This window comes from Streptomyces sp. NPDC029956 (assembly GCF_055574655.1).
Map to the genome: position 1 here is coordinate 20,725 of NZ_JBVHZJ010000022.1, position 15,734 is coordinate 36,458.

At 72.5% G+C, this 15,734-nt stretch carries 11 protein-coding genes; 6 read left to right on the plus strand and 5 right to left on the minus strand.

From position 1 onward, the window contains the following. Positions 1-9 precede the first annotated feature (9 nt). The 3 genes from ACZ4XX_RS19265 to ACZ4XX_RS19275 are packed head-to-tail and all read left to right on the plus strand — an operon-like array spanning position 10 to position 5,068. Positions 10-1,743 (plus strand): ABC transporter ATP-binding protein, encoded by a 1,734-nt coding sequence (locus ACZ4XX_RS19265; protein ID WP_468509052.1) that lies wholly within the window; start codon positions 10-12, stop codon positions 1,741-1,743. Next, a complete protein-coding gene (locus ACZ4XX_RS19270) occupies positions 1,743-3,695 on the plus strand; it encodes an ABC transporter ATP-binding protein (protein ID WP_468509053.1) in 1,953 nt (650 codons plus the stop codon). Before ACZ4XX_RS19265 ends, ACZ4XX_RS19270 begins: the two co-directional genes overlap by 1 nt. A gap of 44 nt (positions 3,696-3,739) precedes the next feature. Then, positions 3,740-5,068, plus strand: coding sequence for a TerD family protein (locus tag ACZ4XX_RS19275; protein WP_468509054.1), 1,329 nt, complete (start codon positions 3,740-3,742; stop codon positions 5,066-5,068). On the opposite strand, the gene ACZ4XX_RS19280 is transcribed toward ACZ4XX_RS19275, so the two are convergent. From ACZ4XX_RS19280 to ACZ4XX_RS19300, 5 genes are all read right to left on the minus strand, one after another. Further along, a complete protein-coding gene (locus ACZ4XX_RS19280; protein ID WP_468509055.1) occupies positions 5,065-6,174 on the minus strand; it encodes an RNA polymerase sigma factor in 1,110 nt (369 codons plus the stop codon). The two genes, ACZ4XX_RS19275 and ACZ4XX_RS19280, sit on opposite strands and share 4 nt — an antisense overlap. Before the next feature lie 48 nt (positions 6,175-6,222). After that, positions 6,223-8,115 (minus strand): DNA primase, encoded by a 1,893-nt coding sequence (dnaG, locus tag ACZ4XX_RS19285; RefSeq protein ID WP_468509056.1) that lies wholly within the window; start codon positions 8,113-8,115, stop codon positions 6,223-6,225. 29 nt (positions 8,116-8,144) lie between these two features. Beyond that, positions 8,145-9,404 (minus strand): NAD(P)/FAD-dependent oxidoreductase, encoded by a 1,260-nt coding sequence (locus tag ACZ4XX_RS19290; RefSeq protein WP_468509057.1) that lies wholly within the window; start codon positions 9,402-9,404, stop codon positions 8,145-8,147. A gap of 143 nt (positions 9,405-9,547) precedes the next feature. Next, positions 9,548-10,903 (minus strand): deoxyguanosinetriphosphate triphosphohydrolase, encoded by a 1,356-nt coding sequence (locus tag ACZ4XX_RS19295; protein WP_468509058.1) that lies wholly within the window; start codon positions 10,901-10,903, stop codon positions 9,548-9,550. 35 nt (positions 10,904-10,938) lie between these two features. Beyond that, positions 10,939-11,895, minus strand: a complete 957-nt coding sequence (locus ACZ4XX_RS19300; protein WP_468509059.1) for a sirohydrochlorin chelatase — start codon at positions 11,893-11,895, stop codon at positions 10,939-10,941. 179 nt (positions 11,896-12,074) lie between these two features. On the opposite strand from ACZ4XX_RS19300, the gene ACZ4XX_RS19305 reads away from it, so the two are divergent. The 3 genes from ACZ4XX_RS19305 (at position 12,075) to ACZ4XX_RS19315 (ending at position 15,719) form a co-directional block, all read left to right on the plus strand. Continuing rightward, positions 12,075-12,797 carry an aquaporin gene (locus ACZ4XX_RS19305; protein WP_468509060.1) on the plus strand — a complete coding sequence of 241 codons (723 nt, stop codon included), beginning with the start codon at positions 12,075-12,077 and terminating at the stop codon, positions 12,795-12,797. A 39-nt stretch (positions 12,798-12,836) separates the two neighbouring features. Continuing rightward, complete coding sequence (locus ACZ4XX_RS19310; protein WP_468509061.1) at positions 12,837-13,523, plus strand: SanA/YdcF family protein; 687 nt, start codon at positions 12,837-12,839, stop codon at positions 13,521-13,523. Between the two features lie 75 nt (positions 13,524-13,598). After that, complete coding sequence (locus ACZ4XX_RS19315) at positions 13,599-15,719, plus strand: molybdopterin oxidoreductase family protein (protein ID WP_468509062.1); 2,121 nt, start codon at positions 13,599-13,601, stop codon at positions 15,717-15,719. Positions 15,720-15,734 lie beyond the last annotated feature (15 nt).

Consider the following 15,734-nt stretch of genomic DNA (forward strand, 5'->3'; position numbering starts at 1 on the left):
AGTGGAGCCGTGCTCATAAGACTTCTCCGAACCCACCTCGGCCCCTACCGAAAACCCATCGCCCTGCTCGTCCTGCTGCAGTTCCTGCAGACCTGCGCGAGCCTCTACCTGCCGACCCTGAACGCGGACATCATCGACAACGGTGTCGTCACGGGGGACACCGGATACATCCTGCGCTTCGGCGCCCTGATGGTCGGCGTCTCCGTCGTCCAGGTCGTCTGCAACATCGGGGCCGTGTTCTACGGCGCCCGCACCGCGTCCGCACTGGGCCGGGACGTGCGTGCCGCGGTCTTCGACCGGGTGCAGTCGTTCTCCGCGCGGGAGCTGGGGCACTTCGGCGCGCCCTCGCTGATCACCCGTACGACCAACGACGTGCAGCAGATCCAGATGCTGGTCCTGATGGCGTTCACCCTGATGGTCTCCGCGCCCATCATGTGTGTCGGCGGCATCGTGATGGCCCTCGGCCAGGACGTGCCGCTCTCGGGCGTGCTGCTCGCCGTGGTGCCGGTCCTCGCCGTCTCGGTCTCCCTGATCGTGCGGCGGATGCGGCCGCTCTTCCGGACGATGCAGGAGCGTCTCGACACGGTGAACCGCGTGCTGCGCGAGCAGATCACCGGCAACCGGGTGATCCGGGCGTTCGTGAAGGACGGCTACGAGGAGGAGCGGTTCCGCGGCGCCAACGCGGAGCTGACCGATGTCTCGATGGCGACCGGCCGGCTGATGGCCCTGATGTTCCCGGTGGTCATGACCGTCGTGAACATCTCCAGCGTGGCGGTCGTCTGGTTCGGTGCGCACCGCATCGACAGCGGCGGGATGCAGATCGGCGCGCTGACCGCGTTCCTCGCCTATCTGATGCAGATCGTGATGGCGGTCATGATGGCCACCTTCATGTTCATGATGGTGCCCCGGGCCGAGGTCTGCGCCGAGCGCATCGAGGAGGTCCTCGCGACCGAGTCCAGCGTGGTGCCGCCGGTGAAGCCGGTGACCGAGCTGGGCCGGCGGGGGCACCTGGAGGTCAAGGGCGCGGAGTTCCGGTACCCGGGTGCGGAGGAGTCCGTCCTCAAGGACGTCGGGCTCGAGGCCCGTCCGGGTGAGACCACCGCGATCATCGGCTCGACCGGCAGCGGCAAGTCGACCCTCCTCGGGCTCGTGCCCCGGCTCTTCGACGCCACCGGCGGCGAGGTCCTCGTCGACGGCGTCGACGTCCGCCGGCTCGACCCCGACCTCATGGCGAGGACCGTCGGACTCGTCCCCCAGAAGCCGTACCTCTTCTCCGGGACCGTCGCCACCAACCTCCGGTACGGCAAACCCGACGCGACCGACGAAGAGCTCTGGCACGCCCTGGAGGTCGCCCAGGCCACCGACTTCGTACGGAACCTGGAGGCCGGCCTCGACGCGCCCATCGCGCAGGGCGGCACCAACGTCTCCGGCGGGCAGCGGCAGCGGCTCGCCATCGCACGGACCCTGGTGCAGCGGCCGGAGATCTACCTCTTCGACGACTCGTTCTCCGCGCTCGACTACGAGACGGATGCCCTGCTGCGGGCCGCGCTCGCCCGGGAGACGGCCGACTCGACCGTCGTGATCGTCGCCCAGCGGGTCTCCACCATCCGGGACGCCGACCGGATCGTCGTCCTCGACGAGGGCCGGGTCGTCGGCACCGGACGGCACCGGGAGCTGATGGCGGACAACGAGACGTACCGGGAGATCGTGCTCTCCCAGCTCACCGAGGCGGAGGCAGCCTGATGGCCGGTCCTGGCGGACGCATGATGGCCGGTGGCGGCCCCGACCAGCGGTCGATGGACTTCAAGGGCTCGGGCAAGCGGCTGCTGAAGCAGCTGGCGCCCGAGCGCGGCGCGCTCTGGGTGATGCTGATAGCCGGTGTGCTGTCGGTGGCGGCCTCCGTGGTCGGCCCGAAGATCCTCGGCAGGGCGACCGACCTCGTCTTCGCGGGTGTCGTGGGGCGGCAGATCGAGGGCGGCACGAAGGCGGAGGCGATCGAGAGGTTGCGCGCCTCGGGCGACTCCGGCATGGCGGACATGCTGAGCGGGGTCGACTTCACGCCGGGGCAGGGGATCGACTTCTCCGCCGTCGGCGAGGTGCTCCTCATGGTCCTCGGCGTGTACGTGGCGGCGGGCCTGCTGATGCTGGTCTCCACCCGGATGTCGATCAAGGTGATCAACCGGACGGTCTACCGGATGCGGGAGGACGTCCAGACGAAACTGGCACGGCTCCCCCTGGCGTACTTCGACAAGGCCAAGCGCGGCGAGGTGCTGTCGCGGGCGACCAACGACATCGACAACATCTCGCAGACCCTCCAGCAGTCGATGGGCCAGCTGATCAACTCGCTGCTCACGATCGTCGGCGTGCTCGCGATGATGTTCTGGATCTCGCCGCTGCTCGCGCTCGTGGCGCTGGTCACGGTGCCGGTCTCGGTCTTCGTCGCGGCGAAGATCGGCAAGCGCTCGCAGCCGCACTTCGTCCAGCAGTGGAAGTCCACGGGCACGCTCAACGCGCACGTGGAGGAGATGTACAGCGGGCACGCGCTGGTGAAGGTCTTCGGCCGGCAGGCGGAGTCCGCGGCCGACTTCCGCGAGCAGAACGAGGCGCTGTACGAGGCCGGGTTCAAAGCGCAGTTCAACAGCGGCGTGATGCAGCCGGTGATGTTCTTCATCTCGAACATCAACTACGTCCTCGTCGCCGTGGTCGGCGGTCTGCGGGTGGCGAGCGGCACGCTCTCCATCGGCGACGTGCAGGCCTTCATCCAGTACTCGCGCCAGTTCTCGATGCCGCTCACACAGGTCGCGTCGATGGCGAACCTGGTGCAGTCGGGTGTGGCCTCGGCCGAGCGGATCTTCGAGCTGCTCGACGCGGAGGAGCAGGAGCCGGACGCGCCGGCCGACAAGCCGGCGACCTCCCCGGCCGAGGGCTGGGAGTCGGCCGACCTCAAGGGGAAGGTCGCCCTGGAGGGCGTCTCCTTCCGCTACGAGGCCGACAAGCCGCTCATCGAGGACCTGTCGCTCTCGGTGGAGCCCGGCCAGACGGTCGCGATCGTCGGCCCGACGGGCGCCGGCAAGACGACCCTGGTGAACCTGCTCATGCGGTTCTACGAGGTCACGGGCGGCCGGATCACCCTCGACGGGGTGGACATCGCCGAGATGTCCCGGGAGCGGCTGCGGACCGGGATCGGCATGGTCCTCCAGGACACCTGGCTCTTCGGCGGCACCATCGCGGACAACATCGCGTACGGCGCCACGCGCGCGGTGACCCGGGCGGAGATCGAGGAGGCGGCGCGGGCCGCGCACGCCGACCGGTTCGTCCGCACCCTGCCCGAGGGGTACGACACGGTGATCGACGACGACGGGGCGGGGGTCAGCGCGGGCGAGAAGCAGCTGATCACCATCGCACGGGCGTTCCTGTCCGACCCGGTGATCCTCGTCCTCGACGAGGCCACCAGCTCGGTCGACACCCGGACCGAGGTCCTCATCCAGAAGGCGATGGCCCGACTGGCCCACGGGCGCACGTCGTTCGTGATCGCGCACCGGCTCTCCACGATCCGGGACGCGGACGTGATCCTGGTGATGGAGAACGGCTCGATCGTCGAACAGGGCACGCACGAGGAGCTGTTGTCCTCGGGCGGGGCCTACGCCCGGCTGTACGCGGCGCAGTTCGCGCAGGCGGTGGCCGAGGTCGACTGACCCGGCCCCGATCGGGGTGTGACCCGTGCCGCATGATGTGCGGCATGGGTCACACAACCGAGAGTTCCTGGGTGCCTTCGGTCACCCTGCTGGTCGGCATCGGAAACACGGACATAGCGGCTCTGCTGCTCGGAGCGGACGGCCGGGTCCGCGGAGACGCGGACATGGTCTTCGAGGGGCAGCCGGTTCACCCGTCCGGCGCGGTGAAGCACACGAAGAAGTCCATGTCCCTCGCGCTGCACGAGGTGGAGCCGGAGGTCGAGCGCATCGTGATCGCCGGTGCGGCGACCTCCGGCTCGCTGGCGGCGATGGCCCCGGACAGGGCGGTGGTCGTCGCCTGGCTGATCGCGCGTCCGGACGACGCGGAGGCCGTCGTGTACGGCGAGTTCTTCCGCGAGTCCGGCGGCTGGAAGTTCACCGGGATCGGGAAGGGATACGTCTCCGGGCTCGCGGAGCTCGTCACGGCCTACGGGGTCGAGGTCGCGGAGGAGGAGCCGGCCGCGGGTCGGATGGAGAAGCCGGCCCCTGGTCCCTCGGAGAAGCCGGTCGTGGAGGCCGCCTCCGCTCCCCCGGCCGCGGCTGCGGTCACCGGCCCCGTCCCGCTGACGGGTGTCGTGAAGGTGCCGGAGCAGGTGCCGTCCGCGGCGAGCACGCCCGCTCCCGAGGCAACCGCCGGGACCGAAGCGCCGGGCGGGACCGAGGAGCCGCTCCGGGCGCCCGTCGCCACGGGGTCGTACCCGCCGGCCGACCGGCCGTACGAGCTCGTCGCCGGCTGGGAGCTCGGGCCGGTCTTCGAGCCCTTCGTGGTCGAAGGACAGGGCGACGACGTGATCACCACGGACCGGCGGGTACCGCCCGGCCCGGTCCTCGTCGAGCTCGCGCACCAGGGTGACGAGTACGTCTCCGTCTGGACGCTGGACGGCCGGAACCACCAGGACGAGGCCCTCTTCACCACCCAGCTGCCCGAGTTCCGGGGCAGCACGGTCACCCCGGTCCCGGAGAACCGGCCGCTGCGCGTGCGGCTCTCCGCCCCGAACCGGTGGCTCCTGCGGGTGAAGCCGGTCGCCGCCGCCCGCCGCCTGGAGGGAACGCTCCGGGGTTACGGCCCCGAGGCCCTCCTGCACACCGGCGGGGCCGCGGATCTCCGGATGGTGTTCGGGGCTTCGCCCGACGGAGACAGGGGCTACTCCAGCATCTGGTGCCACGAGGTCGCCGGACTCTCGAATCTCTCGCCGTCGCCGGACCTGGCCCTCAGCAAGACCGGGGCCCGGCGGGAGACGGTCCCGCTGGCGCCGGGCCCGCTGGTGCTGCTCCTGCACGCCGAGGGCCCGTGGACGTGCACGCTGGACGAGCTGGGCCCCCCGACTCCTTAGTCCAGATAGCCGCGGAGCTGGTCCGCGTACGCGTGGTCCCGCAGTTTGCTGAGGGTCTTGGACTCGATCTGGCGGATGCGTTCGCGCGTCACGCCGAAGATCCGGCCGATCTCCTCCAGGGTGCGGGGCCTGCCGTCGTCGAGGCCGTAGCGGAGCTGGACGACCTTGCGTTCGCGCTCGCCGAGGGTGGAGAGCACGTCCTCCAGGTGGCGGCGGAGCAGCAGGAAGGCGGCGGACTCGACGGGTGAGGCGGCGTCGCCGTCCTCGATGAGGTCGCCGAGGGCGACGTCGTCCTCCTCGCCGACGGGGGCGTGCAGGGAGACGGGTTCCTGGGCGAGGCGGAGCACCTCGCCGACCCGCTCGGGGGCCACGTCCAGCTGGGCGGCGACCTCCTCGGCGGTGGGTTCGTAGCCGCGTTCCTGGAGCATGCGGCGCTGGACCCGGATGACGCGGTTGATGAGTTCGACGACGTGCACGGGGACGCGGATGGTCCGGGCCTGGTCGGCGAGGGCCCGGGACATCGCCTGGCGGATCCACCAGGTGGCGTACGTGGAGAACTTGTAGCCGCGCGCGTAGTCGAACTTCTCGACGGCCCTGATGAGTCCGAGGTTGCCCTCCTGGACGAGGTCCAGCATGGTCAGCCCGCGGCCCACGTACCGTTTGGCGACGGAGACGACGAGGCGGAGGTTGGCCTCGATGAGTTTGCGTTTGGCGATCCTGCCGAGGACGACGAGCCGGTCCAGGTCGCTCGCCAACCGGGAGTCGAGGTCGGGGGTGTTGGCGAGTTTCTCCTCCGCGAACAGGCCCGCCTCGACGCGGCGGGCGAGGTCGACCTCCTCCTCGGCGGTGAGCAGCGGGATGCGGCCGATCTCGCGGAGGTACTGGCGGAAGAGGTCGGAGGAGGGCCCGTTGCCGCCGGGGTCGGGGCGGCGGCGTTGGGGTGGTGTCTCCGGCGACTCGTCCGGTGCGGCGGCGGGCGGTTCCTGGGACACGATCCGGGTCTGCACGGCGGGCGACCTCCAGGGGGGTGATCGCTGCCGGTCCGGGGGCGTAGGGCAGCGGGACGACACCGTCACCCAGTGTGGGGTACGACACAGTGAGCCCACGAGGGGCGTGCGGTGACTTTTTGAGACCGCGGCGTGACTGACTGTGCGTCAGAGTGCGGCGGCGCCGTTGTTCCGCAGGGACTGGCCGTACTGGGTGAGGACCCAGAGTTCGTTCTGGACGGCGGCGTGCTGCTCGGGGTCGCCCTGGGCGCCGAGGCGGGCCAGGGTGCCCTGGACCTCGCGGATGCGGCGGTCGACGGCGCGGAGCCGGACGGTGACGAGCTGGTCGCCGGCGTAGGCCTCGTCGACGTTCTTGGCGAAGATCGTCTCGACGGCGAGTTCGGTGACGAGGGCGCGCACGGTGTCGTTGGGCGCTGCTTCGCGGACGGTGTCGAGGTAGTCGGAGGGGGCTCCGGTGGCGCCTCCGGCGTCCTGGACGCACTGGCGGACGGCCGCGTAGGGCGGGGCGGTGAACTCGTCGGTCCCGTAGGCGTCGAAGGCCGGGGAGACGAGCTCGGGGCGCTGGAGGGCGAGCTTGAGGAGTTCGCGCTCGGTGCGGTGGGCGGGGCTGCGCAGGTTGAGCGCGGGGCCGGAGGAGACGGCCGTCGTCGGGGCGGCGGTGTCGTAGCCGCGCTGCGGGGTCTGTTGCGCGGGGCCCTTGCCGCCGCGGTCGCGGGCCCAGCGGGCGAGCTGGGCGACCCGCTTGACGACGAACTGGGTGTCGAGGATGCCGAGCATGCCGGCGAGCTGGACGGCGACCTCGTGCTGGGCGCCGATGTTCTTGATCCGGGCGACGACGGGCGCGGCCTCGTCGAGGGCGGCGGCGCGACCGGCAGGGGTCTCCAGGTCGTACCGCTTCACGATCTGGCGGAGGGCGAACTCGAAGAGCGGTGTGCGGGGCTGGACGAGGTCGGCGACGGCCTCGTCGCCCTTGGCGAGCCGCAGGTCGCAGGGGTCCATGCCGTCGGGGGCGATGGCGATGTAGGTCTCGGCGGCGAACTTCTGGTCGTCCTCGAAGGCGCGCAGGGCGGCCTTCTGGCCGGCGGCGTCGCCGTCGAAGGTGAAGATGACGCGGGCGGAGCCGTTGTCCATGAGGAGCCGGCGGAGGATCTTGATGTGGTCGCCGCCGAAGGCGGTGCCGCAGGTGGCGATGGCGGTGGTGACCCCGGCGAGGTGGCAGGCCATGACGTCGGTGTAGCCCTCGACGACGACGGCCCGGCTGACCTTGGCGATGTCCTTCTTGGCCAGGTCGATGCCGTAGAGCACCTGGGACTTCTTGTAGATGGGGGTCTCGGGCGTGTTGAGGTACTTGGGCCCGTTGTCGTCGTCGCGGAGCTTGCGCGCGCCGAAGCCGACGATCTCACCGCCGACGTCCTTGATCGGCCACATGAGGCGGCCGCGGAAGCGGTCGATGGGGCCGCGGCGGCCTTCCTGGGAGAGGCCGGAGAGGGTGAGCTCCTTGTCGGAGAAGCCCTTGCCGCGCAGGTAGCGGGTGAGGTGGTCCCAGCCGGCCGGGGAGTAGCCGACGCCGAAGTGGGCGGCGGCGGCCTGGTCGAAGCCGCGCTCGGCGAGGAACTTGCGGCCGATCTCCGCCTCGGGCGAGTCGAGTTGGTCGACGTAGAACTGGGCGGCGACCTTGTGCGCCTCGACCAGGCGGATGCGCTCCCCGCGCTGGTGGCCTGGGTTGTAGCCGCCCTCCTCGTACCGCAGGGTGATGCCCGCCTTGGCGGCGAGGCGCTCGACCGTCTCCGAGAAGGAGAGGTGGTCGATCTTCATCACGAAGGCGATGGTGTCGCCGCCCTCCTGGCAGCCGAAGCAGTGGAAGAGTCCCTTGCTGGGGCTGACCTGGAAGGAGGGCGACTTCTCGTCGTGGAAGGGGCAGAGACCCTTGAGGTTTCCGCCGCCCGCGTTGCGGAGCTGGAGGTACTCGGACACGACGGCGTCGATCGGGACCGCGTCCCGGACCGCCTTCACGTCGTCATCGTTGATCCTGCCTGCCACGCATGAAGTCTACGTGCGGGCGGAGGTGATCAGATCAGGCTCTCCAGGGGTACGGAGGCGTCGGCGAGGGCGTCGGTGTCCACGGCCGTACGGGAGCGGATGAGCTGCTGGACGGGGTCTGTGACGTCCCACACATTCACGTTCATCCCGGCGAGGACCCGACCCTCCTTGAGCCAGAAGGCGATGAACTCGCGCTTGCCGGTGTCGCCGCGGACCACGACCTGGTCGTACGTGCCGGGGGGCGCCCAGCCGGAGTACTCCATGCCCAGGTCGTACTGGTCGGAGAAGAAGTAGGGGACGCGGTCGTAGGAGACGCGCCGGCCGAGCATGGCGCGGGCGGCGGCCGGGCCGCCGTTGAGGGCGTTGGCCCAGTGCTCGACGCGGAGCCGGGTGTGCAGCAGCGGGTGGTGGGCGGCGGCCACGTCGCCGGCGGCGAAGACGTCGGGGTCGGAGGTGCGCAGCGACTCGTCGACGGCGATGCCGCCGCCGTCGGCGCGGTCGACGAGGGCGAGACCGGAGTTCTCGGCGAGGGCGGTGCGGGGGGCGGCGCCGATCGCGGCGAGCACGGCGTGGGCCGGGTGCTCCTCGCCGTCGTCGGTGCGGACCGCGAGGACCATGCCGTCCTGGCCGACGATCTCGGTGAGCCGGGCGCCGAAGTGGAAGCGGACGCCGTGGTCGGTGTGCAGGTCGGCGAAGAGCTGGCCGAGCTCGGGGCCGAGGACCCGGTGCAGCGGGGTGGGGTCGGACTCGACGACGGTGACCTCGGCGCCGTAGCCGCGGGCGGCGGCGGCGACCTCCAGGCCGATCCAGCCGGCGCCGGCGATCACCAGGTGGCCGTTGTCGCGGCCGAGGGAGGCGAGGACCTGGCGGAGCCGGTCGGCGTGGGCGAGCCGGCGCAGGTGGTGGACACCGGCGAGCTCGGTGCCGGGGACGTCGAGGCGGCGGGGCTCGGCGCCGGTGGCGAGGAGCAGCTTGTCGTAGCGGATGACGGTGCCGTCGCCGAGGCGCACGGTGCGGGCCTCGCGGTCGACGGCGGTGACGGACTGCCCGAGGTGCAGCTCGATGTCGTGGCCCGCGTACCAGGCGGCCTCGTGGACGAAGACGCTGTCGCGTTCCTTCGCGCCGGTCAGGTAGCCCTTGGACAGGGGTGGGCGCTCGTAGGGGTGGTCGCGTTCGTCGCCGATGAGGATCACCCGGCCGTTGAACCCCTCGGCACGCAGGGTCTCCGCCGCTTTGGCCCCTGCCAGGCCCCCGCCGACGATGACAAAGGTCTGATCTGCGTCGACCACGTCGTTTCCTCCTCTTTGCGACCGCTTCCAACCTACGCCCCCGGGCGTTCGTCGGGCCGTACCGCCTCGGGCCGTGCATGCGAGCGTCCCGCACGGAGGGTGGTGACGGAAGAGGGCCGACTCCGAGGAGGCCCGGCGGCGGCTCAGCCGTGGTGCGGACGGAGACGGGCGTGGAGGGCGCGGGCGGAGGCGTCGGTGAGGGAGGCGATCTGGTCGACGATGACGCGCTTGCGGGCCCGGTCGTCGCGCGCCTGGTCGAACAGTGAGCGGAACTGCGGTTCGAGTCCGTCGGGGGCGCGGACGACGAGGGCCTCGGCGAGTTCGGCGACGACGATCCGCTGGTCGGCGCGGAGTGCCTCCTGCTGGGGGCGCTGCATGACGTACCGGTCGGCGACGGCCTTGAGGACCGCGCACTCGTTGCGGGTCTCCCGGGGGACGACCAGTTCGGCTCCGTAGCGGGTGAGGCGGCCCGAGCCGTACGCCTGTCGGGTGGCGCCCTCCGCGGCGAGGGCGAACCGGCCGATGAGCTGGCTGGTGGCGTCCTTGAGGCGGGCCTGGGCGACGGCCGAGCCGTCGTAGCCGTGCGGCCACCACTCCTGGTCGACGAGCCGGTCGAGGGCCTCGGCGAGCTCCTGCGGGTCGGTGTCCTCGGGGACGTAGCGGCCGATGGCGACGGCGGCGATGTCGGCGCGCTCGGGTTCGGCGAGCAGGAGGTTGGGGTCGACGTGCCCGGCGTGCAGGCCGTCCTCGAAGTCGTGGACCGAGTAGGCCACGTCGTCCGACCAGTCCATGACCTGGGCCTCGAAGCACTTGCGGTGGCCGGGGGCGCCCTGCCGGATCCACGCGAAGACCGGCAGGTCGTCCTCGTACACGCCGAACTTGGACGAGCCGGGCTCGTCGGGGTGGCCGCCGCGCGGCCACGGGTACTTGGTGGCGGCGTCGAGGGCGGCGCGGGTGAGGTTGAGTCCGACGCTGACGAGCTCTCCGTCGGCGTCGGTCACGAAGCGCTTGGGCTCGATCCGGGTGAGGAGGCGGAGCGACTGGGCGTTCCCCTCGAAGCCGCCGCAGTCCTTGGCGACGTCGTTGAGCGCCTGCTCGCCGTTGTGCCCGAAGGGCGGGTGGCCCATGTCGTGGGAGAGGCAGGCGGCCTCGACGAGGTCGGGGTCGCAGCCGAGGGCGGCGCCGAGCTCCCGGCCGACCTGGGCGCACTCCAGGGAGTGGGTGAGCCGGGTGCGGGGGCTGGCGTCCCAGGCGTGGCCACGGGTGCCGGGGGTGACGACCTGGGTCTTGCCGGCGAGCCTGCGGAGCGCGGCGGAGTGCAGCACGCGGGCGCGGTCGCGCTGGAAGGCGGTGCGCCCGGGGCGTTTGTCGGGCTCGGCGGCCCAGCGGTCGGTCGCGTCGGCGCCGTAGCCGGGGGTGTCGGTGGCGCCGAGGGTGTCGGTGAGGTCCGGGCTGCCCTTGATGTCTGCGCTGTCTGTGTCGTCTGGGATGCCTGCCATGCACCGAAGGTAACCGGAGGGACCGACAGAAGCGCTCAGACGGTGGCGAGTTCCCGCTCCCGGGTGGTCGCGCGGAGCGCCCCGTCGTAGCGGTGCAGGACCAGGCGGGCGAGCGCCGGGTGGGCACCGAGGGGCGCGGAGGCGATCCAGGGGGCGTGCGCGGCGGCGCGGGTGGCGAAGAGGCCGGGGGCGGTGAAGCAGGAGGCGACGGCGACCCGGTGGCGGCCGCGGGCGGCGAGGGCCTGGACGGCCTCGGGCACGGTGGGCGCGGCGGCGGAGGCGTACGCCGGGACGACGGGGACGCCGCCGAGCCGCTCGCCGAGCAGGCCGGCGATCCGGCGGAGCTCGGCGCCGGAGCGGGGGTCGCGGGATCCGGCGGAGGCGAGGACGACCCCGGCGGTCCGTGAGGTGCCGTCCTCGGGGGTCCAGCCGGCGCGGGCGAGCCGGTCGGCGAGGGCTTCGACGAGCAGCGGGTGCGCGCCGAGCGGCTCGGCCACGCGGGCGCGGAGCCCGTGGACGGCGGCGACGGCCGCGGGCAGGTCGTGGGTGACGTGGTACCCGGGGGCGAGGAGCAGGGGGACGAGGACGGCGTGCCGGCCTTCGGCGGCGAGCTCGGCGAGGGTGGCGTCGAGGAGGGGGGTGTTCAGTTCGATGTGCGCGAGCCGTACGTCGAGCCCGGGCCTCAGCGCGCGGACGCGGTCGAGGAGCCGGCTCAGGGTGGCGCGGGCGCGGGGGTCCCGGCTGCCGTGGCCGACGGCGACGAGGGCGGGTGCGGTCGGGGCCGTTCCCGCGAGGGCGGGTCGGGCCGGGGCGGACCCGGTGGGGGCGGGCGCGGCACGGCCTGTGATGTTCATGGGCGGGCATACCTCCTGCTCCTGCTTCCGTGGCCGGTGGCCGTACGGACGCAGGTGGCCGAGCTGGGTTCCGAGTTGCTCGGTGATCCTGCCGAGCAGCCCGGCGGCGTGGGCGAGCGTGCTGTCCGGATCCGTCATGCATCGATCCTGCGGGGCGCAGGTTGCCTGCCCGTTGCACCGGGGTCACGACTGTTCTCCCTGCTCTCACGTGCGTGTTTCGGTGACCTCACGCGCGTGCCCCGGCGGGTGTCAGGCGGATTCCCCACGCCTACCCTGCCCCCTTTCCCGATTCCGAATCACGGAATATCTTTTCCGCCATGAGAATGTCCCCGCCCGCTCTCCCCCGGCGCGCCGCCGCCGAGTTCATCGGAACCGGCGCCCTCGTCGCCGTCATCGTCGGTTCCGGCATCCGCGCCGACGCCCTGAGCCAGGACATCGGCGTCCGACTGCTCGCCAACGCCGCGGCCTCCGCCATCGGTCTCGGACTGCTCATCGCCCTCATCGGGCCGCTCTCCGGCGCCCACTTCAACCCCGTCGTCACCCTCTCCGAGTGGTGGTCCGGGCGCCGTACCGGCGGCTCGCGCGAGGTCCTCGCCTACATCGGCGCCCAGCTCGCCGGGGCCGTGACGGGCGCGCTGCTCGCCGAGGCGATGTTCGGGCGGGCGCCCGGTGCCTGGGCCACCGAGTCGCGCTCCGCGCTCCATCTGCTGCTCGGCGAGGCCGTCGCCACCGCCGGGCTCGTCCTCGTCGTCCGGGGCCTGCGCCACATCGGCCGCCCCGGGCTCGCCCCGGTCGCGGTCGCCGGCTACATCGGCGCGGCGATCTGGTTCACCTCCTCCGGTTCCTTCGCCAATCCGGCCGCGACCGTCGGCCGCGCGTTCTCCGACTCCTTCACCGGCATCGCCCCCGGCTCGGTCCCCGCCTTCGCCGCCGCCCAGCTGCTCGGCATGCTGCTCGGCATGGTCCTCGCCGGTGTGTTGTACGGAACACGTGACGCCGCCGCCGAACCGAATCCCGCCGACGCGCGTCGGACGGGGTGACGACACGACACCGAATCCACCCGCCACGGAGGTTCCCGCATGCCGGCAGGGCTCACCCGGTTCATCCCGCGCACCACCCGGGCCCGCCGCCGTACCGTGCAGGCCGTGATGCTGGGCGCCGTCCTCGCGCTCACCCCCGTCACCTGGATGCACACCGCCGCCGCCGGGAAGCTCCGTACCACCGCGGACGTGCCCGCCCGGGACGTCGCCGTCGTCTTCGGCGCCGGCCTGTGGAAGGGGCGCCCCACCCCGTACCTCGCGCACCGGCTCGACGCGGCCGCCGAGCTGTACCGGACGGGGAAGGTACGGGTCCTGCTCGTCACCGGCGACAACAGCAGGACCGCGTACGACGAGCCCAGCGCCATGCGCACCTACCTCACCGCCCGCGGGGTGCCGGACGGCCGGATCGTCAGCGACTACGCGGGCTTCGACACCTGGGACTCCTGTGTCCGGGCCAGGAAGGTCTTCGGCGTCGACCGCGCCGTGCTCGTCACCCAGGACTTCCACATCAAGCGGGCCGTCGCGCTGTGCGGACGGGCCGGCGTCGACGCGTACGGCGTCGGGGTCCCCGAACCCCACGACCGCACCTGGTACTACGGCACCACCCGGGAGATCTTCGCCGCCGGCAAGGCCTCCCTCGACGCCGCGCTCCGGCCCGACCCGCACTTCCTCGGCCCGGAGGAGAAGGGCGTCACCGAGGCGCTGGCCTCACCCCGGAAGCCGTAGCGGACGGAGAGCATGGCACCGCGCCCGTAATCAGCGGTGCCGCCCCGCGTAACACGCCTGACCCACGCTGGTCCCATGTCCGAGGTCACCGCCGTACCCACCCACTGCCCCTACTGCGCCCTGCAGTGCGGCATGTCGCTCCGCCCCACGGGCGCTCCGGAGCTGCCCGCCGAGGTGGTCGACCGGACCGACTTCCCCGTCAACCGGGGTGCGCTGTGCGGCAAGGGCCGCACCGCCCCCGCCGTGCTCTCCTCCCGGGTCCGGCTCACCGAGCCCCTGGTCCGTTGCCCTGACTCGGGGGCCCTGGTGCCCGCGTCCTGGGAGGAGGCCCTCGCCGCCGTCGCCGACGGGCTGCGCCGGACCCGCGCCGACCACGGTCCCGATGCCGTGGGGGTCTTCGGCGGCGGCGGCCTCACCAACGAGAAGGCGTACACGCTGGGGAAGTTCGCCCGGCTGGTGCTCGGCACCTCGCAGATCGACTACAACGGGCGCTTCTGCATGTCGTCGGCGGCCGCCGCGCACGGCAGGGCGTTCGGGCTCGACCGGGGGCTGCCGTTCCCCCTGGAGGACATCCCGAAGACCGGCTGCGTGATCCTCGTCGGCTCCAACCTGGCCGAGACCATGCCGCCCGCCCTCCGCTACCTCACCGAGCTCAGGGAGAACGGCGGGAAGCTGATCGTCGTCGATCCGCGCCGCACCCGCACCGCCGAGCAGGCCGACCTCCACCTCGCCCCCCGCCCGGGCACCGACCTCGCGCTCGCCCTCGGCATGCTCCACCTCGTGGTGGCCGAGGGGCGCGTCGACGAGGAGTTCGTCGCGACCCGCACCTCCGGCTGGGAGGCCGCGCGCGCCGGGGCCATGTCCCACTGGCCCGAGCAGGTCGAACGCATCACGGGCGTGCCGCTGCCGCTGCTCCGGGAGGCCGTCGCGCTGTTCGGCGACGCCGCCACCGGCATGGTCCTGACCGCGCGCGGCCCCGAGCAGCAGTCCAAGGGCACCGACACCGTGGGCGCGTGGATCAACCTCTGCCTGGCCACCGGGAAGGCGGGCCGGCCCCTCAGCGGCTACGGCTGCCTCACCGGCCAGGGCAACGGCCAGGGCGGCCGCGAGCACGGCCAGAAGGCCGACCAGCTCCCCGGCTACCGCAAGCTCGACGACCCGGCCGCACGCGCGCACGTGGCCGGGGTCTGGGGCGTGCCCCCCGAGTCGCTGCCCGGTCCCGGGCGGAGCGCGTACGAGCTCCTCGACGCGCTCGGCGGCGACGTGAAGTCGCTGCTCCTCATGGGCTCCAACCCGGTCGTCTCCGCGCCCCGCGCCGCGCACGTCGAGGGGCGGCTGCGCTCGCTCGACTTCCTCGCCGTCGCCGACGTGGTGCTCTCCGAGACCGCCGCGCTCGCCGATGTCGTGCTGCCCGTCACCCAGTGGGCGGAGGAGACCGGCACCATGACCAACCTGGAGGGGCGGGTACTGCTCCGGCGGCGCGCCCTCACCCCGCCCGCGGGGGTACGGAGCGACCTGGAGGTGCTGCACGCGCTCGCCGGGCTCCTCGGCTGGGAGAAGGGTTTCCCCGCCGAACCGGAGGAGGTCTTCGACGAGCTGCGCCGGGCCTCGGCCGGCGGTCCTGCCGACTACTCGGGCATCAGCTACCGCCGGATCGAGGAGGAGCAGGGCGTGTTCTGGCCCTGCCCGGAGACCGCGGTGGGCGAGACCGAGCACGCGGGCACCCCGCGTCTCTTCCTCGACCGCTTCGCGACGCCCGACGGACGGGCCCGGTTCGTGCCGGTGGTGCACCGGGCCGCGGCCGAGGAGACGGACGCCGAGTATCCCGTCGTCCTCACCACGGGCCGGGTCGTGTCCCAGTACCAGTCGGGCGCGCAGACCCGGCGGGTCGACGAGCTGAACGCGGCGGCCCCCGGCCCCTTCGTGGAGCTCCATCCCCGGGTCGCCGAGCGGCTCGGGGTGGCCGAGGGCGAGCGGATCGCGGTGGTCTCGCGGCGCGGCCGGGCCGTCGCCCCGGCTCGGATCACCACGGCCATCCGGCCGGACACCGTCTTCATGCCGTTCCACTGGGCGGGCGAGGGCCGGGCCAACACCCTGGTGAACCCGGCGCTCGACCCGATCTCCCGGATGCCCGAGTTCAAGGTGTGCGCGGTCCGTCTGGAGCCGCTCTTCCCCGGGGACGCCACGACCGGTTGAACCAACCGCTCCCCC